At 66.9% G+C, this 19,853-nt stretch carries 19 protein-coding genes; 5 read left to right on the top strand and 14 right to left on the bottom strand.

Features of this window, described 5'->3' with window-relative positions; all coding sequences use genetic code 11:
* Nucleotides 1–37 precede the first annotated feature (37 nt).
* From FB562_RS01240 to FB562_RS01230, 3 genes are read right to left on the bottom strand one after another with little or no spacing between them, the layout of a single operon-like run.
* Nucleotides 38–841 (bottom strand): amino acid ABC transporter ATP-binding protein, encoded by an 804-nt coding sequence (locus FB562_RS01240; protein WP_281284302.1) that lies wholly within the window; start codon nt 839–841, stop codon nt 38–40.
* Complete coding sequence (locus FB562_RS01235; RefSeq protein ID WP_141879481.1) at nt 838–1,884, bottom strand: amino acid ABC transporter permease; 1,047 nt, start codon at nt 1,882–1,884, stop codon at nt 838–840. The genes FB562_RS01240 and FB562_RS01235 overlap by 4 nt, the downstream gene beginning before the upstream one ends.
* A gap of 5 nt (nt 1,885–1,889) precedes the next feature.
* Nucleotides 1,890–2,777 carry an ABC transporter substrate-binding protein gene (locus FB562_RS01230; protein WP_141879480.1) on the bottom strand — a complete coding sequence of 296 codons (888 nt, stop codon included), beginning with the start codon at nt 2,775–2,777 and terminating at the stop codon, nt 1,890–1,892.
* A 459-nt stretch (nt 2,778–3,236) separates the two neighbouring features.
* On the opposite strand from FB562_RS01230, the gene FB562_RS01225 reads away from it, so the two are divergent.
* Nucleotides 3,237–3,482, top strand: a complete 246-nt coding sequence (locus tag FB562_RS01225) for a hypothetical protein (RefSeq protein WP_141879479.1) — start codon at nt 3,237–3,239, stop codon at nt 3,480–3,482.
* Between the two features lie 267 nt (nt 3,483–3,749).
* Complete coding sequence (locus FB562_RS01220; protein WP_141879478.1) at nt 3,750–4,025, top strand: hypothetical protein; 276 nt, start codon at nt 3,750–3,752, stop codon at nt 4,023–4,025.
* A gap of 106 nt (nt 4,026–4,131) precedes the next feature.
* Here FB562_RS01220 and FB562_RS01215 read toward each other — a convergent pair whose 3' ends face one another.
* Together FB562_RS01215 and FB562_RS01205 are read right to left on the bottom strand one after the other, a co-directional pair.
* Complete coding sequence (locus FB562_RS01215) at nt 4,132–5,130, bottom strand: ribonucleotide-diphosphate reductase subunit beta (RefSeq protein WP_141879477.1); 999 nt, start codon at nt 5,128–5,130, stop codon at nt 4,132–4,134.
* Nucleotides 5,131–5,261: 131 nt separating this feature from the next.
* A complete protein-coding gene (locus FB562_RS01205; RefSeq protein WP_141879476.1) occupies nt 5,262–7,742 on the bottom strand; it encodes a ribonucleoside-diphosphate reductase subunit alpha in 2,481 nt (826 codons plus the stop codon).
* A gap of 389 nt (nt 7,743–8,131) precedes the next feature.
* Between FB562_RS01205 and FB562_RS01200 the strand changes: the two genes are divergently transcribed.
* Nucleotides 8,132–9,337, top strand: coding sequence for an MFS transporter (locus tag FB562_RS01200; protein ID WP_141879475.1), 1,206 nt, complete (start codon nt 8,132–8,134; stop codon nt 9,335–9,337).
* A 207-nt stretch (nt 9,338–9,544) separates the two neighbouring features.
* Here FB562_RS01200 and FB562_RS01195 read toward each other — a convergent pair whose 3' ends face one another.
* Together FB562_RS01195 and FB562_RS01190 are read right to left on the bottom strand one after the other, a co-directional pair.
* Nucleotides 9,545–10,558 (bottom strand): aldo/keto reductase, encoded by a 1,014-nt coding sequence (locus FB562_RS01195; RefSeq protein WP_141879474.1) that lies wholly within the window; start codon nt 10,556–10,558, stop codon nt 9,545–9,547.
* Between the two features lie 89 nt (nt 10,559–10,647).
* Complete coding sequence (locus FB562_RS01190; RefSeq protein ID WP_141879473.1) at nt 10,648–11,445, bottom strand: alpha/beta fold hydrolase; 798 nt, start codon at nt 11,443–11,445, stop codon at nt 10,648–10,650.
* A gap of 106 nt (nt 11,446–11,551) precedes the next feature.
* On the opposite strand from FB562_RS01190, the gene FB562_RS01185 reads away from it, so the two are divergent.
* Nucleotides 11,552–12,529, top strand: coding sequence for a DUF4349 domain-containing protein (locus FB562_RS01185; RefSeq protein WP_185740415.1), 978 nt, complete (start codon nt 11,552–11,554; stop codon nt 12,527–12,529).
* A 9-nt stretch (nt 12,530–12,538) separates the two neighbouring features.
* Entirely contained in the window at nt 12,539–13,867 is a 1,329-nt protein-coding gene (locus FB562_RS01180; RefSeq protein WP_185740414.1) for an MFS transporter, read from the top strand.
* A gap of 25 nt (nt 13,868–13,892) precedes the next feature.
* Here FB562_RS01180 and FB562_RS01175 read toward each other — a convergent pair whose 3' ends face one another.
* The 7 genes from FB562_RS01175 to FB562_RS01145 all read right to left on the bottom strand — a co-directional run bounded on the left by FB562_RS01175 (nt 13,893) and on the right by FB562_RS01145 (nt 19,816).
* Nucleotides 13,893–14,858: a DNA-3-methyladenine glycosylase 2 gene (locus FB562_RS01175; RefSeq protein ID WP_141879471.1), complete on the bottom strand. Its 966-nt coding sequence runs from the start codon at nt 14,856–14,858 to the stop codon at nt 13,893–13,895.
* Nucleotides 14,855–15,448 (bottom strand): DNA-3-methyladenine glycosylase I, encoded by a 594-nt coding sequence (locus FB562_RS01170; RefSeq protein ID WP_141879470.1) that lies wholly within the window; start codon nt 15,446–15,448, stop codon nt 14,855–14,857. The genes FB562_RS01175 and FB562_RS01170 overlap by 4 nt, the downstream gene beginning before the upstream one ends.
* 36 nt (nt 15,449–15,484) lie before the next feature.
* Nucleotides 15,485–15,994: a methylated-DNA--[protein]-cysteine S-methyltransferase gene (locus tag FB562_RS01165; RefSeq protein ID WP_141879469.1), complete on the bottom strand. Its 510-nt coding sequence runs from the start codon at nt 15,992–15,994 to the stop codon at nt 15,485–15,487.
* Complete coding sequence (locus tag FB562_RS01160) at nt 15,991–16,470, bottom strand: hypothetical protein (protein ID WP_141879468.1); 480 nt, start codon at nt 16,468–16,470, stop codon at nt 15,991–15,993. The genes FB562_RS01165 and FB562_RS01160 overlap by 4 nt, the downstream gene beginning before the upstream one ends.
* 93 nt (nt 16,471–16,563) lie before the next feature.
* Nucleotides 16,564–18,399 carry a carbohydrate-binding domain-containing protein gene (locus FB562_RS01155; RefSeq protein ID WP_141879467.1) on the bottom strand — a complete coding sequence of 612 codons (1,836 nt, stop codon included), beginning with the start codon at nt 18,397–18,399 and terminating at the stop codon, nt 16,564–16,566.
* A complete protein-coding gene (locus FB562_RS01150; RefSeq protein WP_141879466.1) occupies nt 18,396–19,199 on the bottom strand; it encodes a polyphosphate polymerase domain-containing protein in 804 nt (267 codons plus the stop codon). The genes FB562_RS01155 and FB562_RS01150 overlap by 4 nt, the downstream gene beginning before the upstream one ends.
* The gene (locus FB562_RS01145) at nt 19,196–19,816 is read right to left on the bottom strand and encodes a DUF4956 domain-containing protein (protein WP_141879465.1); all 621 of its coding nucleotides are present in this window, start codon (nt 19,814–19,816) and stop codon (nt 19,196–19,198) included. The genes FB562_RS01150 and FB562_RS01145 overlap by 4 nt, the downstream gene beginning before the upstream one ends.
* Nucleotides 19,817–19,853 lie beyond the last annotated feature (37 nt).

Genomic DNA, 19,853 nt, shown 5'->3' with positions numbered 1-19,853 from the left:
TAGCGCGACAGTCTCGAAACCCGACCCCCGATCCCTCCTACAGCACCTTCGACAGGAATGCTTTCGTGCGCTGGTGCTGCGGGTTCGACAGCACTTCGACGGGGTCTCCTGCCTCGACGACGACGCCTCCGTCCATGAAGACGAGCGAGTCGGCGACTTCGCGCGCGAAGCCCATCTCGTGGGTGACGACGATCATGGTCATGCCGGATGCGGCGAGCGCTTTCATGACGTCGAGAACTTCACCGACAAGCTCTGGGTCGAGCGCCGAGGTGGGCTCGTCGAAGAGCATCAGTTTGGGGTCCATGGCGAGCGCCCTGGCGATGGCGACCCGCTGCTGCTGGCCGCCGCTCAGGTGCGCTGGGTAGGCATCCGCTTTGTGTCCGAGGCCGACGCGCTCGAGCAGTTCACGCCCGCGCGCGGCGGCCTTCGCCTTGTTCGCGCCTTTGACGAGCACGGGCGCTTCCATGACGTTCTCGAGGGCCGTCATGTGCGGGAACAGGTTGAAGCGCTGGAACACCATGCCGATGTCGCGCCGCTGCGCCGCCGCGACCTTGGGCCGCAATTCGTACAGTTTGTCGCCGCGCTCCTCGTAGCCGACGAGCACGCCGTCGACGGTGAGCCGGCCCGCGTCGACGCGCTCCAGGTGGTTGATGCAGCGCAGGAAGGTGCTCTTGCCCGATCCGCTCGGCCCGACCAGGCACATGACCTCGCCGCGTTTCACTTCGAGCGAGATGCTCTTGAGCACCTGGTTGGAGCCGAAGCTCTTGGAGACGCGCTCGGCACGCACCATGGGAACGGTGGCGGTTGCTCCGGATGCTGTGGGCACCGTTTCGGGACTCATCCTGCGTCCTTCCCTGTCGTGGGGGCATCCGTTGTGGCGGAGCCTGTCGGCACGGCGCCGGTGACTGCGGGGATCGCACCTGTCTCGGTTCCGGGCTTCTTGTCGATGCGGGCCTGACCGACGCCGCGCGAGAATCGCCGCTCCAGGAAGAACTGGCCGACCATCAGCACCGAGGTGAAGAAGAGGTACCAGGCGCAGGCGACGAGCAGCATGGGGATGGGGTCGAAGATGACGGCCGAGATGTCGCGCTGTCTGCCGTACAGGTCGAAGGCGTACGGGATGGCGGCGACGAGCGATGTCGTCTTCAGCATCGAGATGACTTCGTTGCCGGTCGGCGGGATGATGATGCGCATCGCCTGCGGGATGACGACGCGACGCATCGTCTGCAGCCACGACATGCCGAGGGCGGTCGCCGCCTCATCCTGGCCTTTGTCGACGGAGAGGATGCCGGCGCGCACGATCTCCGCCATGTAGGCGGATTCGTTGAGGGCGAGCCCGATGACGGCGATCCAGAACACGTCGAGCACGTCGGCGGTCTGGAACACCAGCCACGGCTCAGTGAACGGGATACCGATCTCGATGCTGCGGTAGATGGTCGAGATGAGGCCCCAGAAGACGAGCTGCACGTAGACGGGGGTTCCGCGGAACACCCACAGGTACAGCCAGGCGACACCCTTGACGACGGGGTTCTCACTGAGGCGCATGACGGCGAGCGTCACGCCCAGCACGATCGCGATGACCATCGAGTAGACGGTCAGCAGCAGCGTGTTGAGGGCCGCCTGCGAGATGCGCTGGTCGAAGAGGTATTTGGCGAAGACGTCCCAGCTGTAGGCGGGGCGGTTGGCCGCGTCGATGATGAACAGCGCGAGCGCGAGCACCAGGATGACGGCCACGACCGTGCGCCACGGGTGGCGCAGGCGGATGGCTTTGATGACCTCCGCCTGCTCCTCGGCGACGGTGGTCGTGCCGGTGTCCGCTGCCGACCGTCCGGTGGTCGGCGGGGTCGCCCCGCCCTCGGGGCGACCCGTGCCTGACGAACTCATGACTGCTAGCTGCCTGCCGCGTTGATCGTGATGGTGTCGAGGCCGCCGACGTCGACGCCCCACTTCTTGAGGATCTCGTTGTAGCTGCCGTCGTCGATCATCGACTGCAGGGCGGCCTTGATGGCATCCCGCAGCTCGGTGTTGCCCTTGTCGACGGCGATGCCGTACGGCGCGACGTCGAAGGGGTCGCCGGCGAGTTCGATCTTGTCGCTGACCTGCGAGACCGCGTACTGCGTGATGGGCGAGTCGGCGCTCATGGCGTCGACCTTGCCGAGCGCGAGGGCATTGGTGGCCTCATCCTGCGTCTCGTAGCCCTCGATGGTGATGGGCTCCTTGCCGGCGTCGACGCAGGCCTGCGACTTGGCGGGCAGTTCGTCGGTCTCTTCGTAGGTGGTGCGCTGAACCGAGACGGTCAGGCCGCAGCCGTTGTCGGGGTCGACGCTCTTGCCGAGCTGCTGCGCCCACTGGATGCCGGCTCCGTAGTAGTTGACGAAGTCGACCGACTTCTCGCGCTCCACATTGTCGGTGAAGGAGGAGTAGCCGATGTCGTAGGTGCCACCGAGGATGCTGGGGATGATCTTGTCGAAGCCGGAGCTGCGGTAGTCCATGGTGAGGCCCAGCTTGGCGGCCATCGCGTCACCGAGGTCGACGGCCCATCCGATGGGGTTACCGGCGTCGTCCTTGTATTCGTTGGGCGCGTAGTTGGGGTCCATTCCGACAATGATCTTGCCGGCCTCGCGGATGCTGTCGGGCAGCATGGCCTCGGCTGCTTTGTCGACCGTCACCGTGACCTTGTCGCCGCCGCCTGTGGGCGCCGTGCTGTTGTCGACGCAGCCGGTGAGGGCGAGGAGTGTGATCGCTGCGATCGCGGTTGCCGTGTATCTCATGCGCATGGGATGCCATTCCTTCTACTGTGTCGCGACGCCGTCGTCGCGCTGACAATCGGAGCCTACCGCAGGCCCGACGCAACAAACCGTCGGCAGCGTCACGATTTCGGGCGCATTGCGCGCGCCCGCGCAGACAACGAAGGCCCGGACGATTGCCATCTTCGATATCGGCCAGCTTCAGCCAGCGTTGCAGACAGGACTCGGAGATTCCGAAGCCCTTCGCCACCCGCGAAATCAGGGCGTCGTTCTTCCGGGCGACGGCAATAACGCCACGGCGGAACTCAAGGGGAGAAGCTTTCGGAACGACGAACATCCTTCCGCGAGAACCGAAATCCTCACAAGCATAGGAGTCAATCACACCGACAGCGTTCCCAAGATCTCGTTGCAGATGCTGAGGGTTGGCTGGTTGGACGCTCAATGAGGAACGACGATACCACTCTGGGCGAAGCAGTCAGACGCATACTGGTGGAGTATCCCACCGAACAGCTAAGGATTCGAGCATTCCTGCAGTTCCGCTTCGGGGTTAGTCCTGCAGCAAAACTGACCAGTGGAATTAAATCCATCTTTGCTGCAGGCTGGCCGTGGCCGGAAATGCCACGAGATGAGTTCATGGACTATCAAGGTGTCGACGCCACGCTACCTACACAAACAGAGTTGGATGCCTTTGCTTCTGGATGCGTTACCAAACTCCTCTCTGTTGCGGGCTTGTAGATGACGACCCCAGTTGAATTGACTCAGCATCAGTGGGCAGCTCGCGCATGGGTACGCCATTCAGCGGGTGCCGTGTCGATCGCTGCGTGGGTCAGCCTCGTGATGGCCGTCGGGAACCTCGGCATTTTCTCACGGCTCCCGAACGCCGCCATGATCGACGCAATATCGTGGGCGGCATTGGGAGCGGTAGGTTTCGGACTCGTTGGGTGCTTCATGCTCGCCCGGCCGAACTCGCGAGTTTCCTTGGTCCCCGGATGGAGTCTGACAGTGATCGGCCTTGCGGCGTTCTTAGGATTCGCCCTCACTGTCATCGTTTTCTCCGGCAACACCCATGGGCCCGACGCGTTCATCGCGAGCATCCATCAGCATCCAGGGCGCTGGCCGTCATATCTCTCCTTCCCTGTCACGCTTGCGATGCTCGCCACCGCCTCCGTCTACCGATACGTTCGCCGGTTCAGGGTCATCTCGGGCACCGCCACGGTACTCATCGGAGTTCTCCCCTGGCCACTGCTGCTCCTCGCAGTCGTCGGCGCTGGACGCTGAGCAACTTTCTGGCGCTTCGAGCATCCGCGCGCAGTACCCAGATCCGAGAAGGGGCGGTGGTCGCTCTCGCGACCACCGCCCCTTCTATTCGTGCTTCCGAAATGCGCTATTCGGCCTTCGCTGTGCTGTGCGCCTTCGCGTTCGTCTCGTAGGAGGTGTTGGTCGACTCGAAGAAGTTGACCAGCTCGAGCGTGTCGTTCGCGGTTGCCATCCACTTGGCCGGGTTCGACACCTTGTAGTGGGCCTCGAAGCCGAGCTCCTCCAGCCTGCGGTCGGCCAGATACTTCACGTACTGGTTGATGTAGCTGGCGTTGAGGCCGAGGATGCCGCCGGGAAGGAGGTCGTTGTTGTACTCCTCTTCCATCTCCACAGCATCCAGGATCATCTGCCGGATCTCGTCGGCGAACTCGGCCGTCTGCAGCTCCGGGTTCTCCTCGAGCACCGTGAGGATGAGGTTGATGCCGAACTTGAGGTGCAGGCTCTCGTCGCGCACCACCCAGTCCATGAGCGAGCCGAAGTTGCGCAGCAGGTTGCGCTGACGGAACGACAGGGCGACCATGAAGCCCGAGTAGAACCAGATGCCCTCAAGGATGACGTTGTACGCAACGAGGTTGCGCACGAAGTCCTGCTTGCCCTCCACCGAGGTGATGTCGAGGGTCTCCTCGGTCATCCGCCTGATGAACTTGACCTGGAACTCCTCCTTCTTCGCCATGGAGGGGATGTCGACGTGCGCGGCGTAGGCGGCCTCGCGGTCGATCGGGAAGGTCTCGAGCACGTACTCGAACGACATGGAGTGGTTGGCCTCCTCCCACATCTGCTTGGCGAGGTACATGTGCGCCTCTGCCGCATTCAGATAGGGGTAGACGCCGAAGGCCAGCGCCTTGTTCACGAGCAGCTCGTTCGGGTTGAAGTAACTCATCAGGAAGGTGACCGCGTGACGCTCCTCGTCGGTCATCTTCTTGAAGTCGGCGATGTCCTCGCCGAGCTGGATCTCGTTCGGGAACCACGTGTTCGCGACCGCCTGGTCGTACAGGTCCATCGCCCACTTGTACCGAATCGGCTTGAGGAGGAGACCTTCCTGAATTCCTGTTCCAAGGATGCCCATGGCTGCTACGTCATCTTCTTTCTGTGTCTTGTGGTTCTGTGTGGTCTATCGCGCGTCGACGACTACTGGCAGCTGTCGCACTGCAGTTCGTCCATCGGGTCGATGGGAACGAAGTACTCCTCATCCATGCTCTACTCACCAGCCTTCGGGGCGAGTCCGCCGAAGCCACGACGGGCCTGGCCGGATGCTGCTGCCGGCGCTCCCGCAGGAACGGCGGCGGGGGCCGCAGCGCCGAAGCCGCGGCGGGTTCCTCCGTTGATCTCCTCGGCCTTGTTCACCTTGACGGTGGACTGCTCGGCCTGGTGACGCGGCTTCATGTGCAGGTAGTAGGTCGTCTTGACGCCCCGCTCCCATGCGGCGTAGTAGATGTCCATCATCTCGCCGAGGTCGCGCGTCTCAAGGTACATGTTGCGGCTGATGGCCTGGTCGATCCACTTCTGGGCGCGCGCCGCGACCTCAAGGAAGGAGTACGGCGAGAGTTGGAAGCTCGTCTTGAACGTGTCCTTCACCTCATCCGGGATGGAGGAGATGTTCTGTATGTCGCCCTGGCTGCGCAGCACATCCTCACGCACCGACTCCCACAGGCCGCGCTTCTGCAGCTCGGTGACAAGGTTGCGGTTGACCTCGAGGAACTTGCCGTTCGAGGTGGAGCGGCTGAAGATCTGCGAGAACTGCGGGTCGAGGCCGGGCGTGGTGCCCGCGACGAGGCCGATGGATGCGGTGGGCGCGATGGCCATGAGGGTCGCGTTGCGCATGCCGCCCTTGACCTTCTCCCGCAGCACGTCCCAGTCGAGGCGCGTCGTGCGGTTGACCTTGATCTCGAGGCCGCGATCCTGCTCGGTCAGCGCGATGCTGTCGAGCGGAACGAGGCCCTCCGACCAGCGCGAGCCCTCGAAGTTCGGGTACGCACCGCGCACCTTGGCGAGCTCGGCGCTCTCGTCGATGGCCGCATAGGAGACGTGCTCCATGATCTCGTCGATGAGGTCGTACGCCTCTTCGCTCTCGTAGCTGAAGCCCATCTTCTCGGTGACATCGGTGAAGCCCATGACGCCGAGACCGACTGCGCGGTTCTGCTGGTTCGAGAAGTCGGCCTCCTTCACCGACGACTTGGTGATGTCGATGAGGTTGTCGAGCTGGCGCACGGCGAGGCGGGCGCTCTCCTCGATCTTGGCGAAGTCGATGGTGGTGACCCCGGTCGCCTCGTTGACGAGCAGGTGACGGCTCAGGTTGATCGAGGCGAGGTTGCAGACGGCCACATTGTCGACATCCTGCGGGAGGGTGATCTCGGTGCAGAGGTTCGACAGGTGGATGGTGCCCGTGTTGTTGTTGAGGGCACGGTTGTTGATCGTGTCCTTCCAGGTGAGCCACGGGTGGCTGGAGCCCTGCAGCGAGATCAGGATCGCCTTGAACTGCTCGCGCGCCTTGATCTTCTTGTGCATCCGCAGCTCGCCGGCATCCGCCTTCGCCGCGTACTCGTTGTACTTGGCCGAGAACTCGGCGCCGTAGAGCTCGTTGAGGTCGGAGACCTCGAGTGGGTCGAAGAGGTACCAGTCGTCGTCGTTCTGAACGCGCTTCATGAACTCGTCGCTGATCCAGACGGCCGTGTTGGCCGTGCGGGTGCGGCGGTACGGGTCGCCGGAGTTCTGGCGCAGGTCGATGAACTCGGGGAAGTCGAGGTGCCAGTTCTCCATGTAGAAGCAGAGCGCACCGAACTTCTTGCCGCCGCGGCTGACCGCGCGCAGGATCGAGTCGATCGTGTGCATGAACGGGATGGGGCCCGTCGAGGTGGTGTTGTTGGAGCGGATGGGCGAGCCCTGCGCGCGCAGCTTGGTCACTGAGAGGCCGATGCCGCCGGTTCCCTTCGTGAGCCACATGACATCGCGCGTCGTCTTGGCGATGTGCTCCATGTCATCCTGCATCTCCATCACGAAGCAGTTCGCGAGCTGCGGGTAGATGGTGCCGGCGTTGACGAGCGTGGAGCCCGCGGCCAGGTATTCGAGCTTCGACATCTTGTCGTAGAAGGCGATGGCCGTGGCGTCGGGATCTGCCTCGTTGAGCGACAGGCCCATGGCGATGCGCATCCAGAAGTACTGCGGAACCTCGAGGGCGTCACCGTTGCGGCCCTTGATGCCGTAGCGGTTGTTGAGCGTGACGACGCCGATGTACTTGAGCAGGCCGTCGTGCGTGGGGTCGAGGGCCTTCGCGAGGCGGTCGAGGTCGAAGAGCTCGGTGAGGCGGGGGTCGAGCAGACCCTCGTCGACACCGCGCGTGATGTTCTGGGCGAAGTGCTCGACGTGCAGCTGACGAAGCTGCTCGTCGCTCTCGTAGTCACCGAGCACGCGCTTGTAGATGGTCTTGAGCAGGAGCCGGGCAGCGACGGTGTCGAACTCGGGGTCGTCCTTCACGTTCTGCAGGGCGACCTGGATTACAGCCTCGTCGAGCTGCTGCGTGGTGATGCCGTCGAACAGCGTCAGCTCGAGCTCGCTCGCGATCTGGGTGACCCAGGTGATGTTCTCGTCGAGGCCCTTGCTGGCCTCTTCGATCGCGAGGTTGATCTTGTTGGCGTCATACTGCTCGCGCTGCCCATTGCGCTTGACTACGGTGATTCCCACGATGCTCCCTTGTGCCCCTTGTTACCCTTCGGCGCGCTCACGCCGTTCTTCGTTTCTGATCCCGGTTGCCCGGCTTCGCAGCCGCGTACGGCCTGCGTTCTCCCACTTTTCACGGAGGATCGCCCCGACCGGCGACCGTTTCTCCCTGCGCGGTCACACCACTATATAGCGGGTGAAACCCTCGCACTACATCCCACATATAGTGGGCGTGTCATCCACAGATGTGGATAAGTTGTGCGAGTTCTGCACAGGGTGTGCACTCATCCTGCGGCAGACCACCGACATTCCGGATGCCCCGGCACGGCAGCCCCGCAGGTCCGGCCCAGCAGCCCCCGGGTACCCCGCAACGCTGCCCGAATCCCGTGTCTCCCGGTTAGACTTGAGCTCTCGTGAAAAGCTACCTGGACCTCCTCAAGACACGCGGCGTCGGCCGCATCATGGCGGCTCAGCTGACGGCCAGATTCCCGTTCGGGATGCTCTCCCTCGCGTTCCTGCTGCACATCGAGCGGGTGCACGACTCGTACGGTGCGGCCGGGCTCGTGCTCGCCGCGCTCAGCGTCGGGCAGGCCATCGCCGGCCCGCTCACGAGCCGCTGGATGGGCGTCTGGGGGATGCGACCGGTCATCCTCCTCACCGGCATCGCCGCCGCCATCAGCATGGGAACGATCGCCTTCATCGAGATGTCCGTGATCGGCTACATGGCCGTCGGTTTCATCGGCGGCCTCAGCACCCCGCCCGTTCAGCCCGCCGTGCGCACCATCTACCCCAAGATGGTCAACTCGCAGCAGCTCACCCCGCTCTTCTCGCTCGACGCCTCCCTCCAGGAGATCATCTGGGTCATCGGCCCCGTCGTGACCACCTTCGTGGCGACGCAGATCGGCACGGTTCAGGCCATCGGCGTCGCCCTCGTGTTCCTCGTCGGCGGCACCGCCTGGTTCCTCGCATCCCCTGAGCTCGGCCGGGTGCGCATCCCCCGCAGCAAGCGCAAGATGGGCACCGTGCTGCGCAAGCCGCCCGTGCTGCTGGCCACGGCGGTCGGCTTCCTGCTGGTGGGCGCCTGCGCCGCCGTCGAGGCCGGAGTCGTCGCAACCTTCGGCCACGGTGGCCCGGCCGCAGGACTCGTGCTCGCCATCTTCTCCATCGGCTCGCTCGTCGGCGGCCTCGCCCTCGGCCATATCGGCATCAGCCCGTGGGCGCTCGCCCGCCGCATGCTCATCGTCTTCGTCGGGATGGCCCTCGCGACGCTGTTCCTCGACTTCTGGTGGCTGTCGGCGATGCTGTTCATCGCGGGCATCGGCCTCGCGCCCGCTCTTGCCGTCATGTTCTCGATCGTGTCGGCCAGCGTCAAGTTCAGCGACACCGCTGAGGCCTACGGCTGGGTCGGCACGGGTCAGCTGATCGGTGCGGCCCTCGGTTCCGCCCTCGCCGGCTTCCTCATCGACGCCTACGACGCGCCGGGCGCGTTCTGGGTCGCGGCCGCGTTCGCCTTCCTCGGCTTTGTCGTCGCGGCAGTGTTCCACCGCGCCAGCCCCGACCTGCGGGGACGAGACGCGAGCCCCATCCCCGACACGGAGCCGATCAGCACGCTCGCGTGAGCGGGCCCGCTACCAGCGCGGTCGCGCCGCCCTGCACCCGGTGGACCCCCGCCGTGCGTGAACGGCCGACCACCAGCATCCGCAGCCTTCCCTGCGCATCTCACCCGACACTTCGCGACACATCCGCCCGTCAGAGCAGTACAGCCGTGTCGCGAAGTGTCGGGTGAAGACAGCGGATGCAGCGGTCGAAGCCGGACTGCGGGCCCGCTACCAGCGCGGGTGCACCGCGGCGCGGAAGCGGCGATCGTAGATGTCGCGCACGCCCGCGGTGAAACCCTCGCTCAGCTGCGGCACATCGCCGGCCCTCGAGTTCGAGCGGGCCTGCTCCACATTGCGGGCGCCCGGGATGACCGAGCTGACGCCGTCGAGCTGCGACACCCAGGCGAGCGCGAGCTGAGCGGTCGAGAAATGCGCCGCCACGACATCGGAGCCTTCAGGCTCCGCCGCGACCAGCGCCGCAAACTCCTGCGCCGCCGCGACGCCCTCCTCGAAGTCCACACCCGAGAAGGTCTCCCCCACATCGAATGACTCGCCGTGCCTGTTGAAGGTGCGGTGGTCATCCGCGGCGAAGGTGGTCTGTGCCGTGTAGCGGCCGCTCAGGAGGCCGGATGCGAGCGGCACCCGCGCGATGATGCCGACACCGGCATCCCTCGCCGCAGGCAGCACCGCGTCGAGCGGCTTCAGACGGAACGCGTTCAGGATGATCTGCACCGTCGCCGTGCCGGGCCGGGCGATCGCGGCGAGCGCCTCGTCGACCGTCTCGACGCTGACGCCGTAGTTCGCGATCGCGCCCTCCTCGACGAGCATGTCGAGGGCGTCATAGACGGCACCGGATGAGAACACGGGCGTGGGCGGGCAGTGCAACTGCACGAGGTCAAGCATGTCGGTGCGGAGGTTGCGGCGCGAGCGGTCAGTCCACTCGCGGAACTTCGCGAGCGTGAAATTGGCCGGGTCCTGCTCCTCACGGCGACCCATCTTCGTGGCGACCGTGATCTCCAGGTCGGGGCGCTCCGCCAGGTAGCCGCCGATGATCGACTCGCTGCGGCCGTCGCCATACACATCCGCGGTGTCGAAGAAGGTGACGCCCCCTTCGACGGCCGCGTCGAGCACGCCGCGGGCATCCGCCTCACTGACGTCGCCCCAGTCGGCACCCAGCTGCCAGGTGCCCAGGCCGATGACGGAAACGGTGCGGCCCGTGCGGCCGAGAATACGAGTCTGCATGCCACGACGCTACCGGAGTTGCCCGGCGGTGAGGTTTCGAGACGGCCGCGGGCGGCCTCCTCAACCCGCAGGAGGACCTGCGGACAATCTCAGCCGATCGCCGCGTCGACCGCCCGGGCGAGCCGTTTGCGCACGATGTGGTCATTGAGGTCGACCCTGTGCACGGTGACGTGCGGCATGTGCTTCACCAGGTTCATGCTGCCGGGTGCGATGAACTGGTCGAGCGCGCCGTAGACGATCTCGACGGGCGCGGTGACACCCGCGATGTCTTCGACGGTGGTCTGCAGTTCGATGCTGTTCTGCAGTGACAGCCTGAAGGCATTCCAGTTGCGTTCGCTCACTTCGAAGACGTTCCTGATGGGCAGCATCCGGGCTATCAGCGCCGCCCGGCGGATGGTGAACTCCTTGTTGAGGCGCAGGTATTCGTACGCTTTCAGGTAGGCGCTCACGGCGGCGCGCTCGATGCGGTCGCCGATCTGCTGCGGGTTCAGGTAGATGGGCGGGCTCACGAGCACGACTTTGGCGATGCGCTCCGGGTGCACGCGCGCGTAGCGGGCGACGATGAGTGCGCCGAGCGAGTGGCCGACGATGACGATGTCGCCACGGATCTTCAGTGAGCGGATGGTGCGGTACAGCCATTCGACGTGTTCCTCGACCCGGTAGGTGGCGTTCTTTGGTGCGGGCGAGCCGCCGTGGCCGAGGATGTCGAGCGATATGACGCGGTGGCGCGGGCTGAGCAGCGGCACCAGGTTCTGGAAGGTCACCGATGAGGATGCGATGCCGTGCACGAGGATGACGGCGGGCCCCTCGCCGGTGTCGCCGGCGACGTTCAACAGCGGGCGCGGGCCGAGCCCGAGTCGTGCCAGCAGCTTCCGGATCCACACCATGGCCCGATTATCGCAGGGGCTCTCCGGCGTCGTGCTGGGGCCGACGTTCGAATCGTCGCAAACGTTGGGTGGCGGCTCGCCGAGCGCCGACGCTAGCGTTGGCCGCATGAGGCGATCACCTGTTCTTGGCCGACCGTTCGCGATCGGCGCCGCAGCCCTGAGCTGCATTCTTCTGCTGGGCGGATGCTCGAGCGCCATGAACGAGGCCTCCCAGACCTCGATGCCGGATTTCGGCACCCCTGTGCAGCCCATGCAGGACATGGGCGGCGCCGCCGAGAGCTCCGCCGGCAGGGCGGCGGACGGGCAGCTGCAACTGGTCGCCCCTTCCGATCGCCAGGTCATCGCCACCGGCTACATGAACATCACGGTGAAGACGCCGCGGGATGCCGCCGATGACGCAACCCGCATCGTGAATCAGGCGGGCGGGCATGTCGACGGTCGCACCGAGACGGCCCCGCGGGGCGGCGACCGCGGGCGCGCCGATCTGACCCTGCGCATCCCCTCGGATGCGCTCGATGCGACGATCGAGAAGCTGGCCGCTCTGGGCACCCTCGAGGAGACGAACGTGTCGAAGCAGGATGTGACGAGCGTCGCCCAGGATCTGGATGCGCGCATCACCGCACTGCAGGCATCCGTCGACAGGCTTCTCGCCCTCATGGCGGATGCGACGTCGACGACCGACCTCATCACGATCGAGTCGGCGCTGTCGGAGCGGCAGGCGAACCTTGAGTCGTTGCAGTCGCAGCGGCGTTCGCTCGCCGATCAGGTCGAGCTGTCGACGATCACCGTCTACTTCGGCAGCGAGGCGGATGCCCCGGTACACGAACCTGACACCTTCTGGAGCGGGCTTCTCGCCGGCTGGGCTGCGTTCGTGGGCTTCCTCTCCTTCCTGCTGGTGGCGTTCGGCGTGGTGCTGCCGTGGCTCATCGTTCCGGCGATCGCGCTCGCGCTCGTCTGGTGGCTGCTGCGCCGCAGGCGCCGTGCGAGGGGCGAGACGGATGCCCCGGCCGCGGCAGGCGAGACGATGGCAGACCCCGCGGCTGCCGCAACTGAGGCGCCCGAGGAGACCCCTCCCGCCAAGTAGGCTTGATCGGTGCCAGACTCCGAGACCCCGTCGACGGCGGGGCGTCGCGGGCACCTCATCGATCTGACCCCGCTGCGGGTGAGCCCGGCCTTCGCGAGGCTGTGGGCGGGCAATGCGATCGCCGGTATCGGCGGGCAGATGACGATCGTCGCCGTCGGCCTGCACCTGTATGCCATCACCGGTTCCACCTTCGCCGTCGCCATGGTGGGCACGATCGCACTTCTGCCGATGATTCTCGCCGGCCTGTACGGCGGCATGCTGGCGGATGCCTTCGACCGGCGCGCGGTGGCGCTCGGTTCTGCGATCGCGGCCTGGCTCTCCACTGTCGGCATCGCCCTCGTGGCCTGGTTCGAGGTGGAGCAGCTGTGGCCGTTCTATATGCTCACCACGATCAATTCGATCGCCGCCACTGTCATCGGCACCTCGCGGGCCGCGATCATTCCGCGTCTGGTGCCGCGGGAGCTGCTTCCGGCGGCGTCCGCGCTCAGCGGCGTCAGCATGGGCGTCATGGTGACCGTCGGGCCTGCGCTCGCCGGCATTCTCGTCGCGACGGTCGGTTTCGGGTGGACGTACACGATCGACGTGATCATGTTCTCGGCCGCTTTCATGGGCATTCTGACGCTGCCGTCGATCAGGCCTGAGGCGGGGGCGCATCCGCCCGGCCTGAAGTCGGTCGTGCAGGGCATCGCGTTTCTGAGGCGGGCCCCGAACATCCGCATGTCATTCATCGTGGACATCGTGGCGATGACGTTCGGCCGGCCGCACGCGCTGTTCCCCGCGGTGGGCGCTCTCGTCATCGGCGGTGGCGCAGTCACGGTCGGCATCCTGACTGCGGCGGGGGCTGTCGGCACGCTGCTGTGCAGTCTGCTCTCGGGTCGCCTTGGCACGGTGCGTCGACACGGTGTCGCGATTGGCTGGGCCATCGCCGTCTACGGCGTCTTCGTGGCGGGTTTCGGTGTGGTGCTGGCGGTGCTCTCACTGGGCGGCTTCGAGCGGGCGACGGAGTCGATCGCTGGAGCCAATGTTCTAGCGCTGGTGCTCGCGGCCGTCATGATGGCCGGCACGGGCGCCTCCGACAATGTGAGCGCCATCTTCCGGAGCACGATGATGCAGACTGCGGTGCCCGACAATATGCGCGGTCGTCTGCAGGGCATCTTCACTGTCGTCGTCACGGGCGGGCCGCGGCTCGGCGACCTCTATGTGGGCGCGATCTCGCTTGCTGCCGGGCTGTGGTTTCCGCCGTTGCTCGGCGGCCTGCTCATCATTGCGCTCATCGCGCTGTGCATGCGGGCGACGCCGTCGTTCCGGGCGTATGACGCCCTCAACCCGACCCCGTAGCGGGCGGCGGCCCCCTCACCTCCGCTCAGGGCGCATAGGCGGCGTTCGTCCACAGCTGCAGCAGGGCATGAGCACGGTAGGGGCGCCAGGCCTCGGATGCGGCTTCTGCCTCCTGTGCGGTGATCTCGCGACCCAGCCGCGCGCCAAGCGCCTTGCGCAGCACGAGGTCGCCGGGCACGAAGCCGTCGCGGTCGCCGAGCACGCGCACGCCCAGATAGTCGGCCGTCCACGGGCCGATCCCGGGCAGAGCCAGCAGCGAGGAGCGGAATTCGGATGCACCACCGCTGCCATCGAGCGGCATCCCGTCGGCGACGGCCGCGGCGAGGGAGTGAAGGCTGCGGGCGCGGGCTCCCGTGAGTCCGACGGCCTGCCGGATGGCGTCGGGCCCTGCTGCGGCGAGGACGCCGGGCTCGGGGAACACCGTGAGGCCGCCCGGCCCGGGCACCCCGAAGGCGGCGAGCAGCCTGCCGCCGAAGGTACGGGCTGCGGCGAGCGACACCTGCTGCCCAAGCACCGTCATCGTGGCCGTCTCGAAGGGGTCGATCGAGCCGAGCACGCGCAGCCCGGGGCGCGCGCGCACGAGTGAGCCGACCACGGGGTCATCGCCGAGGGCGGCGACGATGGCGGCCGGGTCCTGGTCGAGGTCGAGCCAGCGGCGCAGGAGCTGCAGGAGAGGCTCGCCCGAGGGGGTAACGGTTGCCGGGCCGTCGATGCCGGCACCATCGCCGTCGCCGGCACCATCGCCGTCGATCGTAGCGAGCACGGCATCCGATGTCACTTCTATGGTGACGAGTGCGGGCCCCGAGGCGGTGGCCACGAGCCGCATGTGCCGCTCTCCGTCGACGATCTCGGCGCCCGGGATGGCATGGGCGCGCAGATTGCCGAGCACGGCTGCAGCGTCAAGCGGCGCGGTGAAGGCGAGCGTCGCGGTGAATGCGAGCGGCGCGGTGAAGGCGAGCGTCGTCGGGACGGCGGGCGGGGCATCGCTCATCGCGGCCAGACGCCGGAGCTGCCTCGGCGGTGACTGTCGACGAGGTGGGTGTCGATGATGCCGATGGCCTCCATGAGGGCGAACATTGTGGTCGGGCCGACAAAAGCGAAGCCCTTGCGGCGCAGTGCCTTCGACAGCGCGACGGACTCGGGCGATGTGCTCGGAACATCCGCGAAGGTCACAGGTTCGGGCGTCTCGCTCGGCGCGAACGACCAGACGAAGTCGACGAGACCGCCCTCTTCTCTCAGGGCGATGGTGGCCCGCGCGTTCGCGATCGCCGCATTCACTTTGAGGCGGTTGCGCACGATTCCGGCGTCGGCCATGAGGCGCTCGATGTCGCCGTCGCCGAAGAGCGCGACAGCATCCGGGTCGAATCCGGCGAAGGCCTGCCGAAAGGCTGGGCGCTTGCGCAGGATGGTCGCCCACGACAGGCCCGCCTGAAAACCTTCGAGGCAGATGCGTTCGTAGAGGCCCTGCTCATCGCGCACAGGCATGCCCCATTCGGTGTCGTAGTACTCCTTCATGAGGGGGTCGGTGGCGGCCCAGGAGGGGCGCGCCAGTCGGTCGTCGCCGACGACAATGGAGCTCATACGGTTCTGCTTTCTCGGGTGAGGAGGCGGGGCGGATCAGAAGAGTTTCTGCGCCGCACGCTCGGGTGGCTCCTCATGGTCAAGGAGGTAGATCTTGCGTTCGATGCCGCCCGCGTAGCCGGTGAGCCTGCCGTCGCTGCCGACGACCCTGTGGCACGGGATGACGATGCTGAGGGGGTTGCGCCCGACCGCGCCGCCGACGGCCTGGGCGAGGCCGGGGTCTCCCAGCTCGGTGGCGATCGCGCCATAGCTGGTGGTCTCGCCGTACGGGATGTCGAGCAGCAGGCGCCACACCCGCTGCTGGAACTCCTCGCCGCGGGGAGCCAGCTCGAGGTCGAATTCGTGCCGGGTGCCGGCGAAATACTCGCCGAGCTGCTGCGCGGCACGGGAGAGAACAGAATCGTCGGCGAGCGTGACGGCAGCGCCGAAGCCGCCGACCGGCTGCTTCTCGTGCTTCGGAAAGTAGACGGCAACGAGGGCATTCCCCTCGGCCGCGTACATGAGCTCGCCGAGGGGCGACGGGGCGAAACCGTGCCGTGTGGTCATCTCGAGGCCGGCCGCTCGGGGAACACCCTCTTGTATTTGCGCCCGTCGGGCAGTTCGATCGTCTCGGCGCGAAGCCTGCCTCGGGCGACCTGCTGGTAGATGGCGTTCGCCGACACGCCCAGTTGCGCCGCGGCATCCGCCACCGACATGCCGGGAAGCTCGGTGGGCACACTGCTCGGTCGCGACGAGCGTTTGCGCCCCGCCTCATGCCGGGCGACGATCTCCTCATCGCTGCCACGCCAGCGCCACTTGGCGGCCGTCTCGCCGAGCCCCGCAGCATCCGCGATCTGCTCCCAACTCGCACCCGCGTCGCGCGCGTCACGCACCGCCTGCAGCGTGGCGGAATCGGCCTCGAGCTCGGCGATGAGCGAGCGGATGCCATGCAGCCGTTCGAGCGGAGCCGGCGGTTCTGCGGCAGTGTCGCCGCCGCTGAGTCGGCCCAGCGCGGCCCGTGAATTCTCGGAGAGGAAGCCCATGATGTGCCATGCTAACCGGCGGCCCGCCCTAGGACGGGGCGAGGCCGCGAACGGCGAAGAACCGTCGCGACCTCGCCCGGGGAAGGAGGAGCCTCAGCCGCGGGCGGGCGGGCCTCCCCTGTCGCCACCCGGCATCCCGCCGCCTCCGGCCATGCCGCCGGCGGGGGCCTCGCCTGCCACCGCGGTCGCGGCGACGGTCGAGCCGGCCGTGCCGGAGCTCGCATACCCGGCGGTGTCCGCGCCGGATGTCGCGCCGCCGGTCGTCGCGGTGTAGCTCTCGCCGTCGGCGAGGCCGAGGACGCTGAAGACGATCGACTGCGTCGCCTTCTGGGTCGTGTAGGCGCCGAGGACCGTGCCGGATGCATCCGTGATCGTCGCCGTCTCGCCCGCCGCGAGGCTGTCTGCGAATGAGAACGCGACCCAGCCCTGTGTGGAGTCCTCCGACGGGGCGACGACCATGCCCGAGCTGCCGGCCGCGACGAGGGTGCCGCCCGAGATGACGAAGGTCCCATCGACGTCGAGCGCACCGTTTCCGTTGTCCGTCGGACCTGCAACGACGATCGTGCCGCCCGTGACCTCGGCGCTGCCGTTCACGTCGATACCGTCACCCGACGCGTCCACGATGATCGTTCCACCGTCGACCCGCAGAAATGCATCCGTGCTCGACGCGGCCTGCTCGCCCGGCCCCTGCATCCCGGACCCATCCGCACCGCCGGAGACATTGATGCCATCGTCGGATGCCGTCACGTCGAGCGAGCCCGCCGTGATGATGATCGCACCGCCCTCGAGTCCCTCGTAGGAGCCGATGATGGTCGTGTCGCCGCCGTCGACGAGCACGGTGCCGTCGGCGTGGACGCCGTCGTCGCCGCTCGCGAGCAGGGCCTCCCCGTCGGAGATGTGCACGACCCCGTTCGAGTGCACGGCGTCGTCACTCGCGTCGATGTCGACGGTGCCGCCTTCGAGCACGAGGTGGGCACCGGCTTTGAGTCCCTTCGCGGAAGTCTCGTCGGTCGGCGCGGTGTCGCTGCCGCTCGCGGTCGTCACGGCGAGGGTCCCTCCTGTGACGACGAGGTCCGTCTCCGCCTGCAGACCGTCGCCGCCGGCGTCGACGGTGAGCGTTCCGCCGGTGACTGAGATGTATCCGCGGTCCTCGTCTTCGTCGTTGTCGGCCTTGATTCCATCGCCGCCAGCCTCAACCGTGACCTCGCCTCCGTTGACGATGACGTAGTCCTTGCCGCGGATGCCGTCGTCGACGGCCGTCACCGTGACAGTGCCGGACTCGATGACGAGCCCGTCCTTGCTCGCGATCCCGTCGTTGCCGTTGCCACTCACCTCGAGCGAGCCGTCTCCGGCGATCGTCAGGTCCGCGGCGCTGAACAGTGCCGCGTTGACGTCGGCGCCCTCCGCGTAGGAAGAGGTGTCGCCAAGGCTGTTGCTCGAGCCGTCGGCGAGCAGCACGACGACCTTCTCCGCGGCGGTCACGGCGATTGCCGCGCCCTCCTGGCTGCTGATGTCGACGCCGTCGAGCACGAGGCGCACGAGCGCCGTGTCTGCGGCGTCGACGACAACCCGGCCGTCGAGTTCTCCGCCGAGCACATACGTTCCGCCCGTCGTGATCGTGACGGTGCTTCCCGAGACAGTGACGCCGTCGCCATCGGCGGATGCCGTGTCACCGTCCAGCGAGACGGTGACGGCATCCGCCGAGTCGTAGTCGAGGTCGGAGGCGTCGGCGTGGCTCTCCTGGTCGAGGGCAAGCACCTCGGATGCGCTGAGGCTCGCGTCGAGGCCGAGCGCGCTGACGGTCGAGACCGTCGTTCCGGCATCGCCTGTTGCGACCGCGGTGCAACCTGCGAGGGCCGCCACGAGCACGAGGGCGGGCACCGCCGCGGCGAGATACCGTCTTCCTGCCCTGTTGTCTGGTCGGTTCATGGTTCTGTCCTTGTCATCGTGAAGTCTGATGCGAAGTGTTCGCGGATGACCCGCGACCACCGGTTGGAGGGGAGGTTCGGGCGGAGGGCGGCCAGCCCCGTGCCGAATTTGGAGATGCCGAGCGGCCTGTGTCCGTGGGCCCACAGCATCCGGTCAACTCCCGAGGGCGCCGAGCCCGACTTGGTCTCGACGATGACGGACGCGGGAAGCAGCAGACTGCGCGGTCCGTCGTGCCAGCCGAGGCCTGTGTCGATCGTCGCCCTGCTGAGCGAGTCGGGCACGAAGAGCGTGGTGCGGTCGTAGGCGGTCATCAGCACGGGGCGCAGAAGCTGCGACTCGATGCCGCGGATCCCAGCGGCGGCGAGAACGCAGCCGATGTGCTCGTGCCCTGCCGGGTCGAGCCTGTCGCGGTGCCCGAAGTCGTGCTCGGCACGGTCCTTGACGGTCATGTCTCGGCCGCCGCGCGTCTTCACCTCGAGCCAGGCCTCGCCGGAGTCCAGGTAGCCGCGGGTACGGATCTTGAAACGCCGTCGCCTGGGCTGCGCCGCCGACAGGTAGCTGTCGAGGGCGGGGGTGTCGAAGTACACGGACTCGTAGCCGAAGGCGCGCCGGCCATCGATCTCGAGCACCCGGATGGCGGGGTCCAGGTCGGCGAGCACCGAATCGAGCTCGTGCCGCAGCAGCAGGTACTTGCGGTCGACGCGTATCTGCAGCGACGCCTCCTCGAGCAGTTCGTCGAGGCCGATCGGGGCGTGGGCGGCGAGCACCGGGGCACCGGGTGCGGATGTCGTGGCGCTCATCGGAGCACCTCCTCTGCGACGGCGGCGTAGGCGGGCGCCTGCACCGTAGGAGCGAGGGTTGCGGATGCGGGGGCCCGCACGATCTCGTAGCGCACGTCGACGACGGTGGTGTCGTTGACGAGGTCGAGTCTCTGCACCGTGGCGACGTGCACGCGCGCGCCGAGCAGCTCTTCGAGCCGTTCGCGCAGCTGCGTCTCGTCGGCGTAGGCTGCGTCGAGGGTGATGGTCTGCTGTCGGTGACGGCGGAACAGCACCCGGCTGTCACCGACGAGCATGGTCACGACGACGAGGGCCATGAGCGCGGGTGCGACCCAGTCGCCGCCGACGCCGAGCCCGGCGAGCAGGCCGAGGGCGAGTGCGGCGAAGTAGTAGCCGACCTCGTGCTGGGCGATCTCGCTCGAGCGCAGGCGAATGATCGAGAGCACCCCGAACAGTCCGAGGCCGAGGCCTGCGCCGACGGCGCTCGAGCTGAGAAGCATGGCGACCGCCATGACCCCGATGTTGACGATGAGGTAGGCGACGAGAAGGTCACGTCGGCGGTGCCGCGCGAAGTAGATGCCGAAGACGAGGATTCCGACGGCGAGCAGGTCGAGGAGGATCATGGCGAGCTGGGTCACGGTGTCTCTTTCTTCGGGCCGCGGTGGCGGCGATCTG

It is taken from the genome of Homoserinimonas aerilata, assembly GCF_006716125.1.
GTDB lineage: Bacteria > Actinomycetota > Actinomycetes > Actinomycetales > Microbacteriaceae > Homoserinimonas > Homoserinimonas aerilata.
Note: the sequence above shows the minus strand (reverse complement) of the source record. Positions and strands in the feature narration are given on the sequence as shown.